At 24.0% G+C, this 23,608-nt stretch carries 12 protein-coding genes, 3 tRNA genes and 1 rRNA gene; 7 read left to right on the top strand and 9 right to left on the bottom strand.

Translation table 11 applies throughout. The features are described from left to right. The first annotated feature begins 459 nt into the window (after positions 1–459). From acpS to guaA, 3 genes are all read left to right on the top strand, one after another. Positions 460–840 (top strand): holo-ACP synthase, encoded by a 381-nt coding sequence (gene acpS / locus WEOB_RS00680; RefSeq protein WP_281263990.1) that lies wholly within the window; start codon positions 460–462, stop codon positions 838–840. 159 nt (positions 841–999) lie between these two features. Continuing rightward, positions 1,000–2,439 carry an IMP dehydrogenase gene (guaB, locus tag WEOB_RS00675; RefSeq protein WP_281263989.1) on the top strand — a complete coding sequence of 480 codons (1,440 nt, stop codon included), beginning with the start codon at positions 1,000–1,002 and terminating at the stop codon, positions 2,437–2,439. 159 nt (positions 2,440–2,598) lie between these two features. Next, positions 2,599–4,176 (top strand): glutamine-hydrolyzing GMP synthase, encoded by a 1,578-nt coding sequence (gene guaA, locus WEOB_RS00670; RefSeq protein ID WP_281263988.1) that lies wholly within the window; start codon positions 2,599–2,601, stop codon positions 4,174–4,176. Positions 4,177–4,654: 478 nt separating this feature from the next. Here the strand turns inward: guaA and gmk are convergent, their stop codons facing one another. Then, positions 4,655–5,281, bottom strand: a complete 627-nt coding sequence (gene gmk / locus WEOB_RS00665) for a guanylate kinase (RefSeq protein ID WP_420885188.1) — start codon at positions 5,279–5,281, stop codon at positions 4,655–4,657. Between the two features lie 1,210 nt (positions 5,282–6,491). Here gmk and pgi point away from each other — a divergent pair. After that, on the top strand, positions 6,492–8,141 hold the full coding sequence (gene pgi, locus WEOB_RS00660) for a glucose-6-phosphate isomerase (RefSeq protein ID WP_281263987.1): 1,650 nt from the start codon (positions 6,492–6,494) through the stop codon (positions 8,139–8,141). A gap of 645 nt (positions 8,142–8,786) precedes the next feature. Here pgi and plsB read toward each other — a convergent pair. Beyond that, positions 8,787–11,252 carry a glycerol-3-phosphate 1-O-acyltransferase PlsB gene (gene plsB, locus WEOB_RS00655; protein WP_281263986.1) on the bottom strand — a complete coding sequence of 822 codons (2,466 nt, stop codon included), beginning with the start codon at positions 11,250–11,252 and terminating at the stop codon, positions 8,787–8,789. Positions 11,253–11,810: 558 nt separating this feature from the next. Between plsB and cutA the strand changes: the two genes are divergently transcribed. Further along, entirely contained in the window at positions 11,811–12,161 is a 351-nt protein-coding gene (gene cutA, locus WEOB_RS00650) for a divalent cation tolerance protein CutA (protein ID WP_281263985.1), read from the top strand. Between the two features lie 412 nt (positions 12,162–12,573). On the opposite strand, the gene WEOB_RS00645 is transcribed toward cutA, so the two are convergent. The 4 genes from WEOB_RS00645 to mutY all read right to left on the bottom strand — a co-directional run bounded on the left by WEOB_RS00645 (position 12,574) and on the right by mutY (position 15,507). Beyond that, positions 12,574–12,646 (bottom strand) — tRNA-Phe (locus WEOB_RS00645). 335 nt (positions 12,647–12,981) lie between these two features. After that, a complete protein-coding gene (mltC, locus tag WEOB_RS00640) occupies positions 12,982–14,061 on the bottom strand; it encodes a membrane-bound lytic murein transglycosylase MltC (RefSeq protein WP_281263984.1) in 1,080 nt (359 codons plus the stop codon). Positions 14,062–14,134: 73 nt separating this feature from the next. Then, positions 14,135–14,386, bottom strand: a complete 252-nt coding sequence (locus tag WEOB_RS00635; RefSeq protein ID WP_281263983.1) for an oxidative damage protection protein — start codon at positions 14,384–14,386, stop codon at positions 14,135–14,137. A 59-nt stretch (positions 14,387–14,445) separates the two neighbouring features. Beyond that, the gene (gene mutY / locus WEOB_RS00630) at positions 14,446–15,507 is read right to left on the bottom strand and encodes an A/G-specific adenine glycosylase (protein WP_281263982.1); all 1,062 of its coding nucleotides are present in this window, start codon (positions 15,505–15,507) and stop codon (positions 14,446–14,448) included. Between the two features lie 840 nt (positions 15,508–16,347). Here mutY and WEOB_RS00625 point away from each other — a divergent pair. After that, positions 16,348–17,847 carry a leucyl aminopeptidase gene (locus WEOB_RS00625; RefSeq protein ID WP_281264062.1) on the top strand — a complete coding sequence of 500 codons (1,500 nt, stop codon included), beginning with the start codon at positions 16,348–16,350 and terminating at the stop codon, positions 17,845–17,847. 107 nt (positions 17,848–17,954) lie between these two features. Beyond that, on the top strand, positions 17,955–20,834 hold the full coding sequence (locus WEOB_RS00620) for a valine--tRNA ligase (RefSeq protein WP_281263981.1): 2,880 nt from the start codon (positions 17,955–17,957) through the stop codon (positions 20,832–20,834). 78 nt (positions 20,835–20,912) lie between these two features. Here WEOB_RS00620 and WEOB_RS00615 read toward each other — a convergent pair. The 3 genes from WEOB_RS00615 to WEOB_RS00605 all read right to left on the bottom strand — a co-directional run bounded on the left by WEOB_RS00615 (position 20,913) and on the right by WEOB_RS00605 (position 22,875). Continuing rightward, positions 20,913–20,985: transfer RNA gene (locus WEOB_RS00615), tRNA-Ala, on the bottom strand. A 124-nt stretch (positions 20,986–21,109) separates the two neighbouring features. Continuing rightward, positions 21,110–21,183: transfer RNA gene (locus tag WEOB_RS00610), tRNA-Ile, on the bottom strand. A gap of 112 nt (positions 21,184–21,295) precedes the next feature. Next, a 16S ribosomal RNA gene (locus tag WEOB_RS00605) occupies positions 21,296–22,875 on the bottom strand. Positions 22,876–23,608: the final 733 nt, after the last annotated feature.

Genomic DNA, 23,608 nt, shown 5'->3' with positions numbered 1-23,608 from the left:
TTAATTACATTTGCATAAAACATACAAATCATAAAAATACAAAATTTAACATATAAAAGTAATTATATTTACAACTTTCATTTATTTCACTCTCACAAAAACAAATTTACTAACTAATAAAAACTTTTATATGATAACTATCAATAATAAATAAAACTAAATATTGAAATATTCTAAGATAATACTTAAGTTTATCAACCTAAATATACAACATTACTTTACAAACATATTATCATTATTTTAACTTAAAAATAAGTTATTCCATATAACGGAACACTTATTTAAAATACAAAATACTTTTATCAAATTTATATTAAAATACTTGAATAATATACCATTATATTCATAAAACCATAATAATATTGACTTTATCATATTAATTTTATTAACATGCTTTATTTACAAACTTTATATTTATAAATAATTATAACTTTTATCTTCTCAATTAAACAAAAAACGATGGCAATCATAGGAATTGGCTCAGACATAATCGAAATTAAACACATCAGTACAATAATTTCTCGAGTAGGGGATAAATTTGCTAAAAGAATCTTAAGCATAAATGAGTGGAAACAATATAAAAAAAATAAAACAAAAACTCATTTTTTAGCAAAACGACTTGCAGCAAAAGAAGCAACCTCAAAAGCATTGGGAACTGGATTTAGGGGAGGTTTAACATTTTCTCAAATAGAAATTTTTAACGACCACTTAGGAAAACCTTATTTACATTTATTTTTCAATGCAAAAAAAATCGCTAAAAAACTAGGTGTCGTAAATACACACGTCACATTAACAGATGAACGTTACTATAGTTTTTCTGTAGTAATCTTAGAAAATTAACATAAAACTTATATACAAAATTTTAATAATAAATAAAACCATTTAATGGTATACAATTATAAAATTTTGTATAATTTAATTAATACAAAATATTAAAAAATTTACAATACTTTATTATGAAGTGTATAATACATTTTATTTACTTAATAGGATATTTTTATGATACACATTATTAATAAAAAAGCTTTAACATTCGATGACGTCTTAATCTCGCCGCAATATTCTAAAATATCACCCAACAAAATAAATTTAAAGACACAGCTAACAAAAAAAATTTTCCTAAATATTCCTATATTATCCGCCGCAATGGATACTGTGACTGAATCTAAATTAGCGATTGCATTAGCCAAAGAAGGAGGTATAGGTTTTATTCACAAAAATATGTCAACAAAAAAACAAATACAAGAAATAAAACGAGTAAAAAATTACACAAACCATAAAAACGATAAAATAATTACTAACCCAAAATGCGTCTTCCCTTCAACTAAAATTTTAGAAATAAAAAAATTCATTTACCATAATGGATTTTTTAGTTATCCAGTTATTAACAAAAAAAACGAACTAATAGGAATAATAACTAAACGAGATATTTCACACGCTACTAATTTAAATCAAAAAGTTTCTTCCATAATGACCCCAAAAAATCGTTTAATAACAACACAAAAAAATGAAGATCTCAAATTCATACGAAAAAAAATGTATGAAAAAAAAATAGAAAAAATATTAGTAATAAACAAAAAACACCATTTATTAGGAATGATCACTAAAAGAGATTTGACACACCCGCATAAAAACGCTTGTAAAGATAAATATGGGTATTTACGAGTAGGGGCTGCAATCAGTATTGAAACTACTACGAAACATATTAAAACATTAATCGAAGAAGGAGTAGATGTTCTATTAATTGACTCATCTCACGGACATTCAAAAAAAGTTCTTCAACTTATTTTAAAAATACGATCTAAATATCCTACAGCACAAATTATAGGAGGAAATATTGCTACCAAAAATGCCGCCATCGATTTAATGAAAGCAGGTGTTGATGCAGTAAAAGTAGGAATAGGACCAGGATCTATTTGTACTACTCGTATTGTAACAGGAGTGGGTGTACCTCAAATCACTGCGATTTCAGATGTTGCAAAAGCATTGAAAGGAACTAATATACCAGTAATTGCTGATGGAGGAATAAGATACTCCGGTGATATAGCTAAAGCTATTGCAGCTGGAGCAACTTGCGTTATGCTTGGTTATATTTTAGCGGGTACAAAAGAATCTCCAGGTAAAATTAAAACACACAAAGGTTATTCATATAAATCTTATAGAGGAATGGGTTCTATAAATGCTATGTATAAAGGGTCTTCCGATCGATATTATCAATCTAATAAAACAATACATCAATTAGTTCCGGAAGGAGTTGAAGGAAAAATACCCTACAAAGGAGAATTAAAAAATGTTCTTCATCAACAAATAGGAGGGTTGCGATCCTGTATGAGATTAACTGGATGCGCTACTATTGATGATCTTCAAAAAAAAGCAAAATTTATTATAATTAGTCAAGCAGGTATAAAAGAAAACCATACACACGGTATCATGAAATAAAAAATAATTATATAAAATTATCTTAATTATTCCTAAATAAAAACTGTATAAATAAAACTTAAATATTTATATGAACTAGAACTCTTATTTTAAGAACAGTTTCAAATAGATTTCACAAAAAAAATAACTAACAATAAACACTATTTTAAACATACATTTATGTTAAAACATGCAAAAAAATACCGTATTCTTATTTTAGATTTTGGATCACAATATAGCCAATTGTTAGCTAGAAGAATACGTGAATTAGGAATTTATTGTGAATTATGGAAATGGAATGCAGACGAAAAACAAATAAAAAAATTTAATCCTAAAGGAATTATTCTTTCTGGAGGACCAGAAAGTGCTACTACAAAAAATAGTCCAAAAGCACCAAAATACGTATTTTTAGCAAACATACCAGTGTTAGGAATATGTTACGGAATGCATATTATGACAAAACAACTAGGTGGAAAAATACAAACTTCTTCCAAAAGAGAATTTGGACTCACTAAAATATGCATTACTTCTAACAGTCCATTGTTACATAATATAAAAAACACAAAAAAAATACAAAATAATCTAAATGTATGGATGAGTCATGAAGATAAAATTATTACTATTCCAAAAAATTTCACTACTATTGCAAAAACACAATCTTGCCCTTTCGCTATAATATCCAATGAAAAAAAAAATTTTTATGGAATACAATTCCATCCTGAAGTAACACACACACAACAAGGAAAAAGTATATTAAAAAATTTTGTTATAAAAATTTGCAAATGCGAATCATTATGGAATTCAGATAATATTATAAAAAATTTAATTAAAAATATTAAAAAAAAAATTGGAAATAATGAAAAAGTCATGTTAGGTTTCTCCGGGGGAATAGATTCACTTGTTACAGCTTTATTGCTAAAAAAAGCAATTGGAAAAAGATTATTATGTATATTTATAGATAATGGATTATTACAATTTAAAAGAAACAAAAAACATATACAATTTTTCAAAAAAAATTATAATTTAAAAATAATTTACATTTCAGCAAAACAACAATTTTTTAATGCCATTTCTGGAATCACAGATCCAGAAACCAAAAGAAAAATAATCGGGAAAATATTCATTGAAACATTCAATAAAAAAGCATCCAAACTATCAAAAATTAAATGGTTAGCTCAAGGAACTATATATTCCGATGTTATAGAATCCGCTCAATCTATACAAAATAATTCAACACATTTAATTAAATCTCACCACAACGTTGGTGGACTTCCCAAAAAAATGAATATAAAATTAATAGAACCAATAAAAAAATTATTTAAAGATGAAGTACGAAATATTGGAAAAAAATTAGGATTGTCACATAATATCTTATACCGACACCCATTTCCTGGACCTGGGTTAGGAATACGAATTTTGGGAGAAATAAAACAAAAATATTGTGATATATTAAGAAAATCAGACAAAATATTTATCGAGGAACTAAAAAATTTTGATTTATACCATAAGGTTAATCAAGCTTTTACAATATTTATTCCTGTTCGATCAGTAGGGATCATGGGAGATAAAAGAAAATATGATTGTATCATTGCATTAAGAGCAATAGAAAGTATTGATTTTATGACAGCTTGCTGTTCAAATTTACCGTATAATTTATTAACCAAGGTGTCTAATCGAATTATAAATGAAATTACAGGGATTTCTAGAGTAGTATATGATATTTCTAGCAAACCCCCAGCAACCATTGAATGGGAATAAACATTTTTCTACTTACAAACCTAATATATAAATCGAAAAAAACTAAAAAATTTTTAAATATTAAAAATAATACATTTCATTTAATAAAATTAAATTTTATATTTACAAAATCCAAAAAAATATCATTTTTCAAAAACGATTTTAAATGAATAAATTATTAATAGAATTATGAATAATGAACATCACAAATTAATAAAAATTTCATCATTAAAACAATTATCAAAAATTCAATACAATATTTATTAATAATATAATAAAATAAAAAATATCTGTTAAAACGTTTAAATCAATGAACAAACAAAATAACATTCCAAAATAAAATTTACTGAATATTCAAAAATTTTTATTATTACAACAAAATTAATTTTATAATTAAAAAATTTACTCACTAACTTATAGTACTTGATATATACAAATACTTTAAAATAAAAATCACCCCTATCACATTATATTCTCTTATATTTTTGAAAATTAAAAATCAATTCAATTTTTTTAACAATTCTTTTATCAAATTGCCATGAAACAACTTTTGTCGATCTACACGCAACCTCTCTGATTCTATGATAATTCGTAAATCACGTAACGCAACATCAAAACAATCATTAAAAATTAAATAATCGTATTCCATATAATGATTCATTTCTTTCACTGCTTGCAACATTCGTTTCTTTATAATTATTTTATCGTCTTTCTTTCTTCTATATAATCTACGATTTAATTCCTTTATTGAAGGAGGAAAAATAAAAATACTACAAGAATTCGGAACACTATAGCGAATTTGCTGAGCCCCTTGCCAATCTATATCCAATAATACATCCATTCCAGATGACAAAAAATCTCTAATCTCCGCTTTTGAAGTACCATAATAATTATCAAATACCTTAGCGTATTCTAAAAAAAAATTATTTCTTATCATATCTTTAAATTTTTGTTTTGAAACAAAGAAATAATGTTTTTTATGAAATTCTCCTAATCTCATTTCACGAGTAGTATAAGAAATTGATAATGTTATATCACAAATCAATTTATTTGCACATATGTTATGAAGTAAACTAGTTTTTCCTACTCCACTAGGAGCAGAAACAATATACAAAGTACCAAACATTATAAATATTCTTTATTAACTTATATTAACACAAAAATATTCTAACATAATTATAAAAATCTCTTTAAAAATTTTTCTAATATTCTTTAACAAGAAATATCTTACATCTCGATTGTAAATTATACAACTAAATATGAAAAGATAAATTTTTTCATACAATCTAAAAATTAGATAATCCACAAAAATAAAGTACTTTAAAAACAACATTATTTAGTTTAAAAAACTCTTCTAACAAAATTCATTAAAGATTTTAATATAAATAAAAATAAAACAACACTTAAAAATAAACTTAAATTTCATTTAATATATTAAAACCAAATACAACACAATAACTTGTAAATCATGAAAAATTTACCTTATAAGAATTTACTAGCAAAAATAATTTTTATCAATTTTATTTAAATTAAATTACATAAAATGAATAATCTTATATATCTAAAAAACAAATTAACTATATAAAACAAATTTTATTTCAATAAACTTCAAATCAATATAAAATTTATAATAGAAAATTCTAATATAAAAATTATATCATTTAAATTATTTGAGTAAAATTTTAATAATTAATTAAATTTAAACTATTCTTATTAAGAAATTTTTATAAATTATCAATCTAAAATATAATATTACAAACATTGTGACAAAATATAAATAGTTTAATAAAAACTAAAAACTTAAATATCAAAATTTTACCATCAACAATTCTAATAACACCATTCGTAAATATTATATTTAAATTATTTTTTAATTTCTATTTTCTCTATAAATTATATATTTTCTAAAATTTTTATACACAAAAATTTTTTAATTTCATATCGATTGAAAATTAATACACAAATAAAATTGCACATAATTTAACAATTCTACAAAACTTGTAAATGAAAACTAAATATAAATATTATTTATATGATATACTTATACATATAAGTATATTATAAACAGATAATAAAAATTACCCGTTAAACTAAAACGAAATTTTAATATAATAAAAAACGAGTTTTTCTATAAACTAAATACGCATTATAATATAAATAATAAACTCCAATAAGAATAAAAATACAACTTTATCAACACCTTAAAAATATTATCACAACTATATTTATTAACAAAGATTTTATAAAAAATAATAAAATTAAATAAATAAGTACAAATTACACAAATACGAAACTTAAACATATATTTACTTTATCAAAAAACATCTAAATAACCTATGAAAAATATAAATCCTTGTAATACAAAATCTTGGAAAGAATTACAAAAACATTACGAAAAAATAAAACATATAACAATTAAAAACTTATTTCAAAAAGATAAAAACCGTTTTTTGTATTTCTCAAAAAATTTTAAAAATCAAATACTAGTTGATTATTCTAAAAACAGAATTACTAAAGATACCATAAAAAAACTTTTAAAATTAGCAACAGAATGCGATTTAAAAAATGCCATAATTTCTATGTTTCATGGAAAAAAAATAAATCGTACTGAGAATAGAGCAGTATTACATACTGCACTAAGAAATCAGAATGATACACCAATTTTTATTAATAAAAAAAATATAATACCAAAAATTAAAATTATGCTGAAAAAAATGGAACAAATTTGCGAAAAAATAATCAACAAAAAATGGAAAGGATATTCTAATAATAAAATTACAGATATTGTTAATATTGGAATTGGTGGTTCCGATCTTGGTCCAGTTATGGTTACAGAAGCACTACATCGTTACAAAAACCATCTAAACATACATTTTCTTTCTAATATTGATGGAACTCACATTACAGAAATACTAAAAAATTTAAATCCAAAAAATACCATATTTTTAATAGCGTCAAAAAGTTTTAGTACAGATGAAACTATAACTAACGCGCATAGCGCAAAAAAATGGTTTTTAAAAACAGCTAAAAATACAAAATATATCGAAAAACATTTTATTGCACTTACAGAAAATATAGAACTAGCAAAAAATTTTGGAATTCATAATAACAATATAATGAAAGTATGGGATTGGACTGGGGGGAGATATTCCATTTGGTCTACCATGGGACTATCAATAGCTCTATCATTAGGATTTGATAATTTTAAAAAATTACTTAAAGGAGCTAATGATATGGATCAACATTTTTTAAATACAAATTTTTCAGAGAATTTACCAATCATATTAGCTCTTATAAGCATTTGGTATAATAATTTTTTTAATACTGAAACAGAAGCTATTCTTCCTTATGATCAATATATGCATAAATTTCCTGCTTATTTTCAACAAGGAAACATGGAATCTAATGGAAAACATATAGACAGAAATGGAAATATTATTCAATACCAAACTAGTCCAATTATTTGGGGAGAAATAGGAACAAATGGGCAACATTCTTTTTATCAATTATTACATCAAGGAACAAAAATGGTTCCTTGCGACTTTATCGCACCAGCAATTAGCCATAACCCAATACACAACCACCACAAAAAACTGCTTTCAAACTTTTTTGCTCAAACAGAAGCATTAGCATTCGGAAAATCAAAAAATACAATAAAAAAAGAACTTATACAAACAAAAAAAACTACAGAAGAAATAAAATATATAATACCTTTTAAAACATTTGAAGGAAATAGACCCACTAACTCTATATTATTAAAAAAAATCACACCATATACTTTAGGAGCTTTAATCGCCTTATACGAACATAAAATATTCACACAAGGAGTAATTTTAAATATTTACTCATTCGACCAATGGGGAGTAGAATTAGGAAAACAACTTTCCAATCGTATTTATTCGGAATTATTACATAATTTTCCTGTTACATCACATGACAATTCAACAAATAACTTAATCAATCAATATAAATTATGGAGATGTTAAGTTTTAATTAATCACGCTTAACTAAAATTAAAAATTATTTTTTTTTATAAAAAATCAAAACAAACATAACTTCTAAAATGTCAACAAAAATAATATTTTTAATAGAAACAAATCTTATATAAGATATAAATATTTTATATTAAACTAAAAATTCTAAAATATTCATATCTACAAAAACAAAAACACAATAAAATATAATTACATAGTAATCAAATATCTTAAAGATAATACAAAACATAAAAACAAACTTTAATATAAACTATTAATTATTTCAAATAAAATATTTAACGAAATCTATTTATATAAAATAAAAAATTTATTTTCAAATTACATGTGAATACATAAAACTAAAGATATAATTCTTCAAAACAATTATCTGTTCAAAAAAATACACAAATTACAAAATATTTAACATACTCTAATCAAAAAAAATTATAAAAATAAAATTTGCTCCCTAAAACATAAAATAACGCTTAAATTAAAAAATACACACAAACTTCTTAATATTTTCTTGAATTAAAAAATAATTTTCCAAAATTAACTTATTCAACTTAAAATATTTAACTAATTAAAAATTAACTAAATTATTAGACTACAAAATACTACAAACTATAAAGTTTATTTTTAACATAATTAAAATCTATTTTAAATAACAATATTTCTAATTAAAGAACTAACAACATTTTTAATTAAATTTAAAAACTTATAATTAACTAACTTACACAAAATGCAAAATATTTCATTTACCTTATCTATAACAACCATATCATCAGTGAAATACCGTTTACGTTTAAGAAAAATCAACATATCTTTTAAAATCGTTTGATCAAACCAATAAAATTTTTGATCATCTCTAAAATAAAACGACAATTTTTTTATAATCATATTCATATTTTTTTCTAAAAAACAAAAACTATTTTTTTTGTACATTTTCAAAACAAAAAATACTATGAAATAATTTCGCAATCTATTTTGCATATTAAAAGATAGAAGCTTTAATATATATAAATGTGAAAATACAGGATACAAAAACATATTTTTACTATTATATGCAAGTAAATTTTGTCTTCTTAATTCAAGAATAAAATTAGTGATTACCGCAGAAACATCATCAATTTCATAACGAATAAATAATTCCGATCTAATTAACGGATACAATAAAATTATATATTTACTTAATACACACATATGAATCCCTTTAATATGAAAAATAATAATATTAGCTATAAAAGAAGGAAAGATAAATAAATGTTGTATATTATTTTTACAATAATTCATTAATGCAAATTGTTTTTTTGATATAAAAATTATATCATCAAAAATATCATATCTAATACTTATTTTTTTCATAGATAACGCATATTTAAACATTTCATAAGGTGTTAACTTAGATATAGTAATTTCACGTGAATATGGAACTTTCTTTAATAAAGATAAATAACAAGCTAATTGCATCAACAAAATTGAACATTTCAAAGAATATTTTTTCGAAGAAAGCAATATTATAGAACAAAGATTAATAGAATGAACTGCAACTGCATTATTAATTTTAATCATAATTATAATAGAAATCTTATCTACTAGAGTTCTTAAATAACTGGAACGTTTTATTTCTTGAATAAAACTATTATTACATCGATAATGTAAAGGTATTTTTCTAAATAGCCAAGAAGATAATGGAAACAACTCACCGAAATTTATATAACAAACTCCAAAATTATCAATTTTTCTAATTTTATTAAGTATAAAAAAAATATCATTTTTTTTGATTTCCCCATGTAATTCTTTAACATACATATCTATTTCTATAACATGTTCATATCCTAAATAAATAGGAACTAAAACAATTGGTTGAAAACTATTTTTTAATGCAGCATGAACCAACATAGTCAAAATTCCAGTCTTAGGTCGTAATAATTTCCCTGACCTAGAACGGCCCCCTTCAATAAAATATTCTATTGAATAACCCTGATTTAACAACTCAAAAAGATATTCTCGAAAAATAAGAGCATAAAATTTATTTTTAAAAACACGACGAATAAAAAATGCACCTAAAAAACGAAAAATAATACCTATTGGCCAAACATTTAAATTGATTCCAGCAATAACATGAGGAAGAACTATTCCTTGATGGTACATTACATAAGAAACTAATAAATAATCTATATGACTACGATGACAAGGTATATAAATAACATTATATCCTTTGTTAAATGCTTCAAAAACTTTATTTATATTATTTATGCAAAATCCATTAAAATAACGATTATAAAAAAAAGTCAAAACTTTATCCGAAAAATAAACTATTATATAAGAAAAATTTGCTGCAATCTCTTTTATAAAATAAACAACATTATTTTTGGCTTGTTCCATCGAAATTTTTTTGCTATCAACCATGTTTTTTAATATCTTGTTAATTCTTTTCTTAAAAAAAAATTTATCCAATAAATCTTTATAAAAAATAAGTTTTGGACCTATTGACACAATTTTTTGTTTAATAAAAAAAATTCGAACAACCCCTAAGAATTTTTCAATAATATATTTATCGCTATCATATTTCATTGTTATATAACGAACAGAAAAAAATTGAAAAAAATAAATAAAACTATTTCTTCCAAAAAAAAATATCAAAATAATTCTCTTTATAAAATATAATAAATTAAACCAAAGAGAAAAAAAATTAAAAAACTTTCGTAATCCTTTTTTAGGAAATTTACCAGAAACTACAGAAACAAGAATTAAATGCAAATCTACAATTTTTGAATTAGACTGATATAATTTTAAATATTTATAAAGAAATTCTTTTAATCGCATATAACGCAAGTGTTTATTAAAAAAAAAATTCTCTTTATCCAAAAAAAACACATAACTAGGAAACACCTTATTACTAATACATATGGTAGAAAAAGGATCAGGAAATCCTAACTCCAAACATTTTGAACGCAAAATAAGAAGATCAAAATAAGAACGTTGAAATAATACATAAACTATAGGAAAAGAATAATTTAAATCTCGATAAAAATTTGAATTTCTCGAAATCACTTTACTTTTTATAAAAACTGTTATCACTAAATTTAATACAAAAAAATAAACCTTTAATAAAATTGACATATTTATAAAATTTATAAAAATTATTTAATCTGAAATTAAAATTGACTACAAAAACAAAATTCAAAATTTAACAAAATAACAAATATATTAAAAATATAAAAATTTTAAATATTAAATAAAATTACTTTATATAAACTTCATAAAAATATAAAATTTTATAAAACAAAAATAATATATATAAATCTATTTAATATTTTAATGTAACAATCCATAAAATAAATTTAAAATATTAAGCTAACTATAATAAAAAATTAAAACCTAAAACTTTATAAATATTATATTATTACTTAATATAAATTTCTCACATCAAATAGAACATAAAAAATTTGATATATTCAATTAACTAAAGATATACAATGCGTTAATTTAATAATATAATAAAACATGAAATTTATGCATAAAAAAATAAAATTATTTTAATTAAATTAAACTTTGAAGTTTCATACAAAAATCTTACAAAATTAAAAATCAAAAGAATTTTTCAACATAATATTAAGAAACATAAATATTATTAAAAACTGAAAAATTTTTTAAAAATAATTAATTTAATAAACAAAAATGAAAAAATTAAAAAATTCCATAAAAAAGAAAAAAAAATTCTGTATAGTTTTATGCACCTCCCCTAACAAAATTTGCACAAAAAATATCACTCAATCTTTATTACAAAATAAACTTGCAGCATGTATCACAATTTTGCCTAATTCCACCTCTATATACCATTGGAAAAAAAAAATAAAAAAAAAAACTGAAACACAATTAATTATTAAAACTGATATTACACTAAAAAAACAAATTATTTTAAATATAAAAAAAAATCATACATATGATATTCCTGAAATACTATTTTTACCAATAATAGAAGGAGAGCATAAATATCTTACGTGGATTTATAAAAGCTTATATTTATAATTTTTTTTGGAAAACTAACATTATAAATCTTAATTTTATTTATAAAAATAATATTTAATAAATAAAATAGATATTTTATTTATTATATAAAAAATATAAAAATATTTTTTTTATTAAAAATAAACATGACATTCATATCATAAATCCATAAAAATAAATTTTAATATGACTTTTAATAAAAAATAAAATATTAATTTTATATTGTAGTAACCTATTAAATCCTTCATTAAAAATATTATACTCAAAAATAAAAAATAAATTCAAAAACTTTTTATTCACAACTTTATAAATATAAAAATAAATAATATCTATTGCTCCTATAAAAAATTCCATCACATAAAATTTAAAAATAAACTAAATCCATAAAATACTAAATGAAAATTTTATAAATCTAAAAATAACAAAACGTTGTTGCCCAGACTTGGAATTGAACCAAGGACACGAGGATTTTCAGTCCTCTGCTCTACCTACTGAGCTATCTGGGCTACAAAAAAAATACAAAATTTAAAAAAATTAAAAATATCCAAAATTATAAATAACCACATTATTTTATAAATAAATATTAACACTTACCATAACAATTGTTTTAAAACCAAAACAAGAAATTATATTAAATACACCAGTTTTATAACATAAACACATTCATTTTAATACTATTCATAAATACTTTAAAAATTTTTTAACATTAAAATTCATAATATAAAATTAAATAAAAATTTAAAATCTAATCCATTATAAAATTAACAAAAACAAAAAAAATCTTCCATATTTTTAAATTAAAAATTTGCTTAAAATATTTTTATGCATGTTTTCTATTCTATCACCTGTATTCAATAGAAAAAATATTATAATTATTCTTAAAAAAACTATTTACTTTATACAAATAACTACGAGACTCCAATGAAGGATGATTATGATACAAAATATGAAAAACTTCATCTGGTTTTATACTATTAATCATTTGCAATGCTTGATTATGATTTTTAGAAAAAACTCCTAAAACACTATTTACTCCACTATTATAAGCAGCTATAACTGCATAACGCTTAGATATTGGATTAATAATACCATTTAAATATATACTCTGTAACATAAATAAATACGCAGTTCCAGTATTAATATTATTTTCTGGATCAAGTAAATAAATACGACTTGGCTGACCCCATTTACCCTGCATCTTAAATACATCACGTCCAGCACTGTGTTGAACCACTTGCATCAATCCTAACGCATCAGCATGACTAATAGCATAAGGATTAAAACTAGACTCAATTTGTATAATAGATAAAATTAAAGATTGATCTACACCATACTTCCTTGAAGCGTTTTGAACAATATCTAAATATTTTTGAATACGCTTACTCAAATGATCTGGAATAAGTTGAATTGTAATCGACCAAATTTTACGAAAATTAGAAGATAAACGACATTTTAAATGAGTACTCAATAAATAATCTGCAAAACGAGCAGCTTGCCATTTCAAAAAAATAGGTTTATTATCATTATCCAAAACTTGCTTATATAAAAAAGGTTCTTTATTAAGCACCTCTAATTTTTTATTAATATAAAAAAAAGACAAAAAACTTCTATTTTTATCATTCATTAACAATATATTAATTATTTCTTTTCGAAGATTTTTAATTAAATTATTAGATGAAATTGTTTCAATTATAATATAACCAGAACTAAAATTTATATGACTCCTAACAGTATATTGATTACTATATTTTACATAATCTTTGGGTCCAGCGATTAAGATCTCATTCAACCCCCAAATATCTTCAATATGATTAGCAAACTGCATTATTAAAATATCAAAACCATTGGTATTATTAATATAAGAATCACATAAAATATTTTTACTATTAATACAAGAAATCAATAAAAAAAATAAAAACATAAACACGATTTTTTTTCATACCAAAATATTCAAATTTTACATTACAAAATCCTTAAAACAAAAAAATTATTTTTTAACTCACAATTTTATTATTCCCAAAAAAGAATTTAATCATCTCTTTTTCCAACATCTTTCTGTCTTTGACATTCAACATATTAAGTCTTTTTTCATTAATCAATATAGTTTGTTTAACTTTCCATATATTCCAAGCTTCTTTAGAAATATTTTCATAAATACGCGAACCCAACTTTCCTGGATAAAATTGAAAATCTTGTCCCTCAGATTCTTTTTTTAAAAAAAAACAATAAATCATTCTTTTTCTCATTTTTATTTTGTATTCCTCGTTTTTTTATAAAAGTAATTTTAATAAAAACCATATACTCTTCAATTTATATTTTCTTTTAAAATTTTAGACAACAAATAAATAATAGGGGAAGACAAACCAATATTCTGAGGATCACTAAAATCATACCAAATTCCTTTTCTATCAAATCCCTTTGCAATATATACATTATAACTTATCTTTAACCATATCGGAAAAATTTTCAAAACAAAATGACTAAAAATATGTCGAATAGATTTCATTATCTTACACGAATTTACCTTAAATCCATAATACTTTTCCCAAAAAAATAAGTCCCTAAAAGAAGAAAATTCTGGAAAAGAATATAATCCTCCCCATACCCCAGATATCTCTCTCTTCTCAAGCCATACCATATTATCAGTTTGCAACATACAATACCAAATTTCTTTTATATTTAAAACCTTCTTTTTTTTTTCAAAACAAGAATCAAAAGATTGATTAACATATGATTTACATAAATTATTCACAGGACAAAAAAAACATTTTGGATTTGAACTAGTACATACTAAAGAACCAAAATCCATCATAGCTTGATTAAATTCAGCAACATATTTAATAGGCATTAAATGATCAATCAATTTCCACAATTTTTTTTCAAAAACTTTTTTATTATCAGAACAAGAAATATTATAATAACGAACTAGCACTCGTTTTACATTACTATCAAGAACAGAATAACATTGGTTAAATGCTAAAGATAATATAGCACCTGCAGTGGAACGCCCTATTCCAGGAAACCCAATAACAACATCAAAAATAGCAGGAAACTTTCCAAAATAATATTTCTTTATAATTTTTGCAGTACAATGCAAATTTCTTGCTCTTGCATAATATCCCAAACCACTCCATAAACACAAAACATCATCTAACATTGATTCTGCTAATCTAGAAATAGTAGGAAACCTATGCATAAATTTACTAAAATAAGGAATAACAGTTTTTACTCTAGTTTGTTGCAACATAATCTCAGACACCCAAACCCTATATGCAGTTCTATTTAATCTCCAAGGTAAAAATTCTCTTCCATTATTTTTACTCCAAAACAAAATTTTTTCTACAAATAATAAACTTATATTTTTCACATAAAACCTATAATACACATTCAAAAAAATAACATATAATCATATTTTCCACTTTCTATTCATAAAATATCAACACTTTAATTCATATTAACACTAAAATCAAAATCAAAAATACATTTTTATATCAATTTTCAAAAATTAATTCATTAAAGAATTAATCTAATCTTTCAAAATATTCAACAAAACAAAATACAAAAAATAAAATAAACTTCTTATTGAATTTTAATATATAAATATTAATCAAATAAAATCATTTAAAATAAATAGATATTTTATTTATTCAAAATTTCTAACTTAATATTTTTTAAAAATTATGCATTTTAAAGAAATTTATTCCTTACAAATTACAAAAATTTATACAATATTTTATTAAATAAAAATTTTACACATTTAATATATAAAATTTATCACATTTTGCATAATATCAATCAAAACTAAAAATAATTTTACAAAATAAATTAACACTATGAAAATAAAGTGTATAAATAAGATTATCTTATAATAAAATTTATAAAAATAAAAAAATAGATACAATATTGTTTTCAATAAACATTAAAATTTATTCAAATCATATTTAAACAAATTTAACAAAATCAAATAATTATACTAAAACTCCATAAATAATACACTCATTTAAAATGAACAAAATTAATATTCGAACTAAATCAATTATTTCATAATTAAAAAAATACAATCTTATCAAATTATATAAATAAAACTTGTTTTTAATATCGAAACTTATTAAAATGATAACTGATGCACATATCTAAAACAAAATATTTAACAAAAATAAAACAAATTACTCTATTAAAATGTACAAATTTCTCTATTGGAAAACATATGAAATTCAACATAGAAAACAGAAATATAGAAAAACAAAAAAATTATTGTATAATCGTTGGTATATTTGAAAATAAAATATTTTCTGAAGCTGCAAAAAAAATTAACACAATTAGTAAAAATTATATTAATCAAATAATGCAAAAAAACAAGTCTATTAATGGAAAAATAGGGCAAACACTACTCCTATATAATATTCCAAATATACAATCTAAAGAAATTCTTTTTGTAGGATGTGGAAAAAAACAAGAACTTAATGAATACCAATATAAAAAAATAATAAAAAAAACCTTTATTACATTAAATAATTTTTCAATATCAAAATCTATTTATTTTTTAACTGATTTAGATGTAAAAAATAAAGATTTTTATTGGAAAATTCGAAAAACCATAGAAACTTCAGAAGAGTCATTATACATCTTTAATAAATTTAAAACAAAAAATAGAAAATTAAAAAGAAAAATAAAAAAGATTATATTTAATCTCCCAACAAACAAAGAATTATTAAATGGAGAAAACGCTATCCACCATGGAACAATTATTTCTAAAGGAATCCAAATTGCAAAAAATCTTGGAAATCTCCCTTCAAATATTTGCAACCCAAATTATTTAGCTAATAAATCTAAAAAATTAATAAAAAATGATAAAAATAATAAAAACACAAATATACAAATTATTAATAAAAAACAAATGCAAAAATTGGGAATGAATGCCTATTTATCAATAGGAAACAGTTCGTCAAACACACCACTTATGATACTTATAAAACATAAAGGAAAAAAACAAGATTCATTTACTTCGCCTATCATATTTATAGGAAAAGGAGTAACCTTTGATACAGGAGGTTTATGTATAAAAAACTCCAATTCTATGAAAGAGATGAAATATGACATGTGCGGATCTGCTGCAGTATTTGGGTTAATGTATATCATTATGAAACTTAATATTCCATTAAATATCATAGGTATATTAGCTACATGCGAAAATGTAATCGGAAAAAAATCGTGTCATCCAGGAGATATTATTACTACTTTATCCGGAAAAACTGTAGAAATAGAAAATACTGATGCAGAAGGAAGATTAATTTTATGCGATGTTCTAACTTACGTAGAAAAATTTAATCCCAAAGCAGTTATTGATATTGCAACACTAACTGGAGCATGCGTTATCGCATTAGGACACTATTTTACTGGATTAATTTCTAATAATAAATTTTTAACAAATAAATTAAAACAAGCTTCAAAACAAACAAAAGATAAAATTTGGCAACTTCCGTTAGAAAAAGAATGTCAAAAACAACTATCATCAAACTTTGCTGACATGAAAAACGTAGGAGGAAATTCTGGTGGAGTAATAACTTCTGGTCATTTTCTATCATGTTTCACTAAAAAATATCCATGGGCGCATTTAGATATTGCAGGAACAGCGTATACAAAACGTGAAGGAGCTACAGGAAGACCAATAGCAATGCTAACGCAATTTTTACTAAATTATTTATAAATAAAAAAATAACAAAAAAAAATTAATTTTATATAAAACATTTATATATTCTTGTATTAAATAATTATATTTTAATATTCAAAAATTTAAAAAAATGAGCAAAATTTATGTGTTTAAATAAAATATACAATCCAGAAAAAATAGAAAAAATTTTATACAAATTTTGGGAAAAAAAAAACCTATTTAAAACAAATAATATTAAAAAAAACTGCTATTGCATTATCATGCCTCCCCCAAATATTACAGGAAACTTACACATAGGACACGCACTTCAACAAACCATAATGGATATTTTAATACGATATCATAGGATGCAAGGAAAAAATACATTATGGCAACCAGGCATAGATCACGCAGGAATTGCTACACAAATATTAATAGAAAACCAAATATCAAAAGAACAAAAAAAAATTAAAAAAAACTTCAATAAAAAACTTCTCGAAAAAATATGGAAATGGAAACAAAAATCTAAATTTACCATAGTTAAACAAATGAAACGATTAGGAAATTCTATAGATTGGAAAAAAGAACGATTTACTATGGATAAAAAATCATCTCATGCAGTTAAAACAGCATTTATTAAATTATATACAAAAAATTTAATATATCGAGGAAAAAAAATAATCAATTGGGATCCAAAACTAAAAACTGTAATTTCTGATTTAGAAACAAAACACAAAAAAATAAAAAACAAACTTTGGTATATAAAATATGCATTACAAAAAGGGACATTTACAAAAGATGGTCTAGACTATTTAATCATAACAACAACTAGACCAGAAACAATGTTTGGAGATTCTGGGATTGCTATAAATCCAGAAGATATAAGATATAAATCGTTAATAGGAAAATTTGCACTATTACCGATAATAGGTCGTCTTATCCCTATTATCGAAGATAAACACACCAACATGAATAAAGGAACTGGTTGTGTAAAAATTACTCCAGCACACGATTTTAACGATTATGATATAGGAAAAAATCACAATTTACCAATAATTAATATACTAACAAAAAACGGAAAAATTAGAGAAAAAGCAGAAATATTTTGTGAAAAAAAAACATCAAAATATAATTATAACAACAAAACACTATCCTACAAAATTCCAAAAATATTTCATGGATTAGATGTATTCTCTGCAAGAAAATTAATAATAAAAGAACTAAAAAATTTAGGATTAATATTAAGAGAAGAACCCCACAATACAACAATCCCATATAATAATAGAACTAATACGTATATAGAACCAATGATTACTAATCAATGGTACATACGGACTTCTCCTTTAGCAAAAATAGCAAAAAAAGTAGTAAAAGAAAAAAAAATTCAATTTATACCAAAAAACTATAAAACTATATATTTAAATTGGATAAATAACATTCAAGATTGGTGTATTTCTAGACAATTATTATGGGGTCATCGTATTCCAGTTTGGTATGATGATAAAAATAAAGCATATGTTGGATATACCAAAAAACATATAAAAGAAAAATATAATTTAAAAAAAAATATAGTCTTACGTCAAGACCATGATGTTTTAGATACATGGTTTTCTTCTGGATTATGGACGTTCTCTAGTCTAGGGTGGCCAAAACAAACAAAAACATTAAAAACTTTTCATCCAACTAATGTAATAATTAGTGGATTTGATATTATTTTTTTTTGGATTGCAAGAATGATAATGCTAACAACACATTTTATTAAAAATAAACATGGAGAACCAGAAATACCATTCAAAACCGTATATATAACCGGGCTAGTAAGAGATGAAAAAGGAAAAAAAATGTCTAAATCAAAAGGGAATACTATAGATCCCATTGATATAATAGACGGAATATCATTACACGAATTAATAAAAAAAAGAAAAAAAAATTCTCTTCAACCAGAAATAAGTAATAAAATAGAAAAATCTACTAAAAAACAATTTCCAAATGGTATTAAACCATATGGAGCAGATACATTACGATTAACATTAACTTCTTTATCTACTATAAATCATGATATTCATTTAGATATTAAACGATTGGAAGGATACAGAAATTTTTGCAACAAATTATGGAATGCAAGCAGATTTGTTTTAATAAACACCAAAAACCAAGATTGTGGATTTGGAAAAGAGAAAAAAAAATTTTCCCTTCCAGATAAATGGATTTTAATAAAACTTAACAAATTAATAAAATCTTTTCGTTATTCCTTAGATAATTACAGATTTGATATAGCAACAAATATTTTATATGAATTCATTTGGAATCAATTTTGCGATTGGTATTTAGAATTAACAAAAATAACAATAAAAAAAGGAACAGAAATAGAACTTAGAGGAACTAGACACATATTAATTACTACGCTAGAAAAAATATTACGTTTATCGCATCCAATCATACCATTCATAACAGAAAAAATTTGGAAAAAAACAAGAAAAATTTGTAAAATACCAGAAGAAACTATTATGTTGCAATCATTTCCAAAATTTCATAAAAATGAAAAATATATATCTGACTTTCAAGATATAGAATGGGCAAAAAAAATTATAACTACTATAAGAAAAACACGTTCAGAGATGAATATACCTTACAAAAAATCACTACAAATTTTCCTTAAAAATACCGATAACAAAAATAATGAAACAGAAAAAAAAATAAAAAACAGTATTACGTACATTACTTCCTTAGCAACACTTAAAAAAATATCTATACTAAAACAAAACGAAAAAACTCCAGAATTATCTATATCAAAAATAATAAAAAAAACAGAATTATTCATTCCAATAAAAAACATAACTAATAAAGAAATTGATTTAAAAAATATAACAAAAAAAATCAAAAATGCAGAAAACATGATTAATAAAATTTCTAAAAAACTAAAAACAAATTTTATTAAAAAAGCTCCAAAACCTATTGTGGAACAAGAACAAAAAAAATTAAAATTATACAAAAAACAAAAAGAAAATTTTATACAACAAAAAACAACATTATTAAATTTATAAAAATCTTAATTATAAAAATAATACAAAAACTCACTTTGAAAACAAAATAAAATTCTTAAACAATAATAAAATTAAAAATGGAGCCAAGCGGAATCGAACCGCTAACCCCCTGCGTGCAAAACAGGCGCTCTCCCAATTGAGCTATAGCCCCAAAAATTAAAAACAAAAAACTTTACTATTTACAAAAACATCCATTTTAAATTAAAAAGATAAATAAAATACTAATTTCATTTTTCAATTAAAATATTAAAAAATACAGCAAATAAAACCCTATATAGGCCTGAGTGGATTTGAACCACTGACCTCACCCTTATCAGGGGTGCGCTCTAACCATCTGAGCTACAAGCCTCTATAACTTCTTAGGCTAAAATAATATTTATTATAAAATTAAAAAATCTGTGTTATATAAAAATAATTCCATAAAAAAGTGGACACATCAATTGATCGTATCAAATATAATTTAAGGAGGTGATCCAACCACAGGTTCCCCTACGGTTACCTTGTTACGACTTCACCCCAGTCATGAACCACAAAGTGGTAAACGCCCTCCTTTAAAAAATAAAAGGTTAAGCAAAATTTACTTCTTTTGCAATTCACTCCCATGGTGTGACGGGCGGTGTGTACAAGGCCCGAGAACGTATTCACCGTGGCATTCTGATCCACGATTACTAGCGATTCCTACTTCATGGAGTCGAGTTGCAGACTCCAATCCGAACTTCGACAAATTTTATGAGATTTGCTAACTTTTACAAGATCGCTTCTCTTTGTATTTACCATTGTAGCACGTGTGTAGCCCTACTCGTAAGGGCCATGATGACTTGACCTCATCCCCACCTTCCTCCAGTTTATCACTGGCAGTTTCCTTTGAGTTCCCGACCAAATCGATGGCAACAAAGGATAAGGGTTGCGCTCGTTGCGGGACTTAACCCAACATTTCACAACACGAGCTGACGACAGCCATGCAGCACCTGTCTCAGAGTTCCCGAAGGCACCAAAATATTTCTATTATGTTCTCTGGATGTCAAAAGTAGGTAAGGTTTTTCGTGTTGCATCGAATTAAACCACATGCTCCACCGCTTGTGCGGGCCCCCGTCAATTCATTTGAGTTTTAACCTTGCGATCGTACTCCCCAGGCGGTCGATTTAACACGTTAGCTACGGAAGCCACAATTCAAGATTACAACCTCCAAATCGACATCGTTTACAGCGTGGACTACCAGGGTATCTAATCCTGTTTGCTACCCACGCTTTCGTACCTGAGCGTCAGTTTTCATCCAGGGAGTCGTCTTCACCACTGGTATTCCTCCAGATCTCTACGCATTTCACCGCTACACCTGGAATTCTACTCCCCTCTATGAAACTCTAGTTTATCAGTTTCGAACGCCATTCCTAAGTTAAGCTCAGGGATTTCACATTCGACTTAATAAACCGCCTACGTACTCTTTACGCCCAGTAATTCCGATTAACGCTCGCACCCTCCGTATTACCGCGGCTGCTGGCACGGAGTTAGCCGGTGCTTCTTCTATGAATACTGTCACACAATGCTGGTATTAACAAACATCGCTTTCCTCTTCATCGAAAGTGCTTTACAACTCGAAAGCCTTCTTCGCACACGCGGCATAGCTGCATCAGGGTTTCCCCCATTGTGCAATATTCCCCACTGCTGCCTCCCGTAAGAGTCTGAACCGTATCTCAGTTTCAGTGTGGCTGATCATCCTCTCAGACCAGCTAGAGATCGTAGCCTAGGTAAGCCTTTACCTTACCTACTAGCTAATCTCATTTGAGCTCATCTAATGGCGCGAGGCTTTTATATAAAGTCCCCCGCTTTGGTCCATTCTACATATTCAAATGGACATTATGTGGTATTAGCTATCGTTTCCAACAGTTATCCCCCTCCATTAGGCAGATTCCCAAATATTACTCACCCGTTCGCCGCTCGCCGGCAAAATAAACTCATTCTTTATTTCCCGCTGCCGCTCGACTTGCATGTGTTAAGCTTGCCGCCAGCGTTCAATCTGAGCCATGATCAAACTCTTCAATTCAAAAACCTCATGCTCAAAATCAAAAACCGGTATAAATGAATATCTACCTGTTCACTCTTTGAGACTTAAATGGATACCATCTCATGAGTGCCCACACAGATTTTTCAACAAATTATTAAAGAACAAAATTATTAAAAATTAAACCTAATACAACAAATTCGCATATAAATAAAACAAAAAATACAAATATATACGCATATTTAATTTTATAAAATAATAAATTTATCAAAATTCCTATTCAAAATATAAAAACAAAATATAAATTAAAAAATCTAACTTAGATTAAATATTTAACCTATTCCTATACAATACTATAAAACTTTTCTATTATAGTCAAGATAAATTAACATCAATATAAATTTTATATAAAATAAACATTAAAATTGATATCATCTAATTTTTAATAAATATTAAAAAACAATCTTATTCAATATAAAACAAAATTTATAAAAACTATTTTTACTTATTCTTATTTATAAAAATAAAAATTTATAAAATATTTACACAATTTTATCCAATAAAAACATAAACAGAAAAAATCTAAAAAACAAATTAACAAGTAATTTATTTAATAAAAACCAATTTATTACTAAATAATACAAAACAAACTATACCATTTATATTGAAAACCAAATTTATCCAAAATAAATTTCAAATTCTTCATAATTTATCTAAAAACTATAAAAAAATAAACTAAAACAACAAAATTTATATTTTACTAAACAAAACTATC

It is taken from the genome of Candidatus Westeberhardia cardiocondylae (assembly GCA_001242845.1).
Taxonomy (GTDB): Bacteria; Pseudomonadota; Gammaproteobacteria; order Enterobacterales; family Enterobacteriaceae; genus Westeberhardia; species Westeberhardia cardiocondylae.
Note: the sequence above shows the minus strand (reverse complement) of the source record. Positions and strands in the feature narration are given on the sequence as shown.

What these genes read in the sequence shown, in the direction of transcription:
- guaB (WP_281263989.1), top strand. Translation starts at nt 1,000, where the DNA reads ATGATACACATTATTAATAAAAAAGCTTTAACATTCGATGACGTCTTA.
- guaA (WP_281263988.1), top strand. Translation starts at nt 2,599, where the DNA reads ATGTTAAAACATGCAAAAAAATACCGTATTCTTATTTTAGATTTTGGA.
- WEOB_RS00620 (WP_281263981.1), top strand. Translation starts at nt 17,955, where the DNA reads ATGTGTTTAAATAAAATATACAATCCAGAAAAAATAGAAAAAATTTTA.
- gmk (WP_420885188.1), bottom strand. Translation starts at nt 5,281, where the DNA reads ATGTTTGGTACTTTGTATATTGTTTCTGCTCCTAGTGGAGTAGGAAAA.
- pgi (WP_281263987.1), top strand. Translation starts at nt 6,492, where the DNA reads ATGAAAAATATAAATCCTTGTAATACAAAATCTTGGAAAGAATTACAA.
- acpS (WP_281263990.1), top strand. Translation starts at nt 460, where the DNA reads ATGGCAATCATAGGAATTGGCTCAGACATAATCGAAATTAAACACATC.
- cutA (WP_281263985.1), top strand. Translation starts at nt 11,811, where the DNA reads ATGAAAAAATTAAAAAATTCCATAAAAAAGAAAAAAAAATTCTGTATA.
- plsB (WP_281263986.1), bottom strand. Translation starts at nt 11,252, where the DNA reads ATGTCAATTTTATTAAAGGTTTATTTTTTTGTATTAAATTTAGTGATA.
- WEOB_RS00625 (WP_281264062.1), top strand. Translation starts at nt 16,348, where the DNA reads ATGAAATTCAACATAGAAAACAGAAATATAGAAAAACAAAAAAATTAT.
- WEOB_RS00635 (WP_281263983.1), bottom strand. Translation starts at nt 14,386, where the DNA reads ATGAGAAAAAGAATGATTTATTGTTTTTTTTTAAAAAAAGAATCTGAG.
- mltC (WP_281263984.1), bottom strand. Translation starts at nt 14,061, where the DNA reads ATGTTTTTATTTTTTTTATTGATTTCTTGTATTAATAGTAAAAATATT.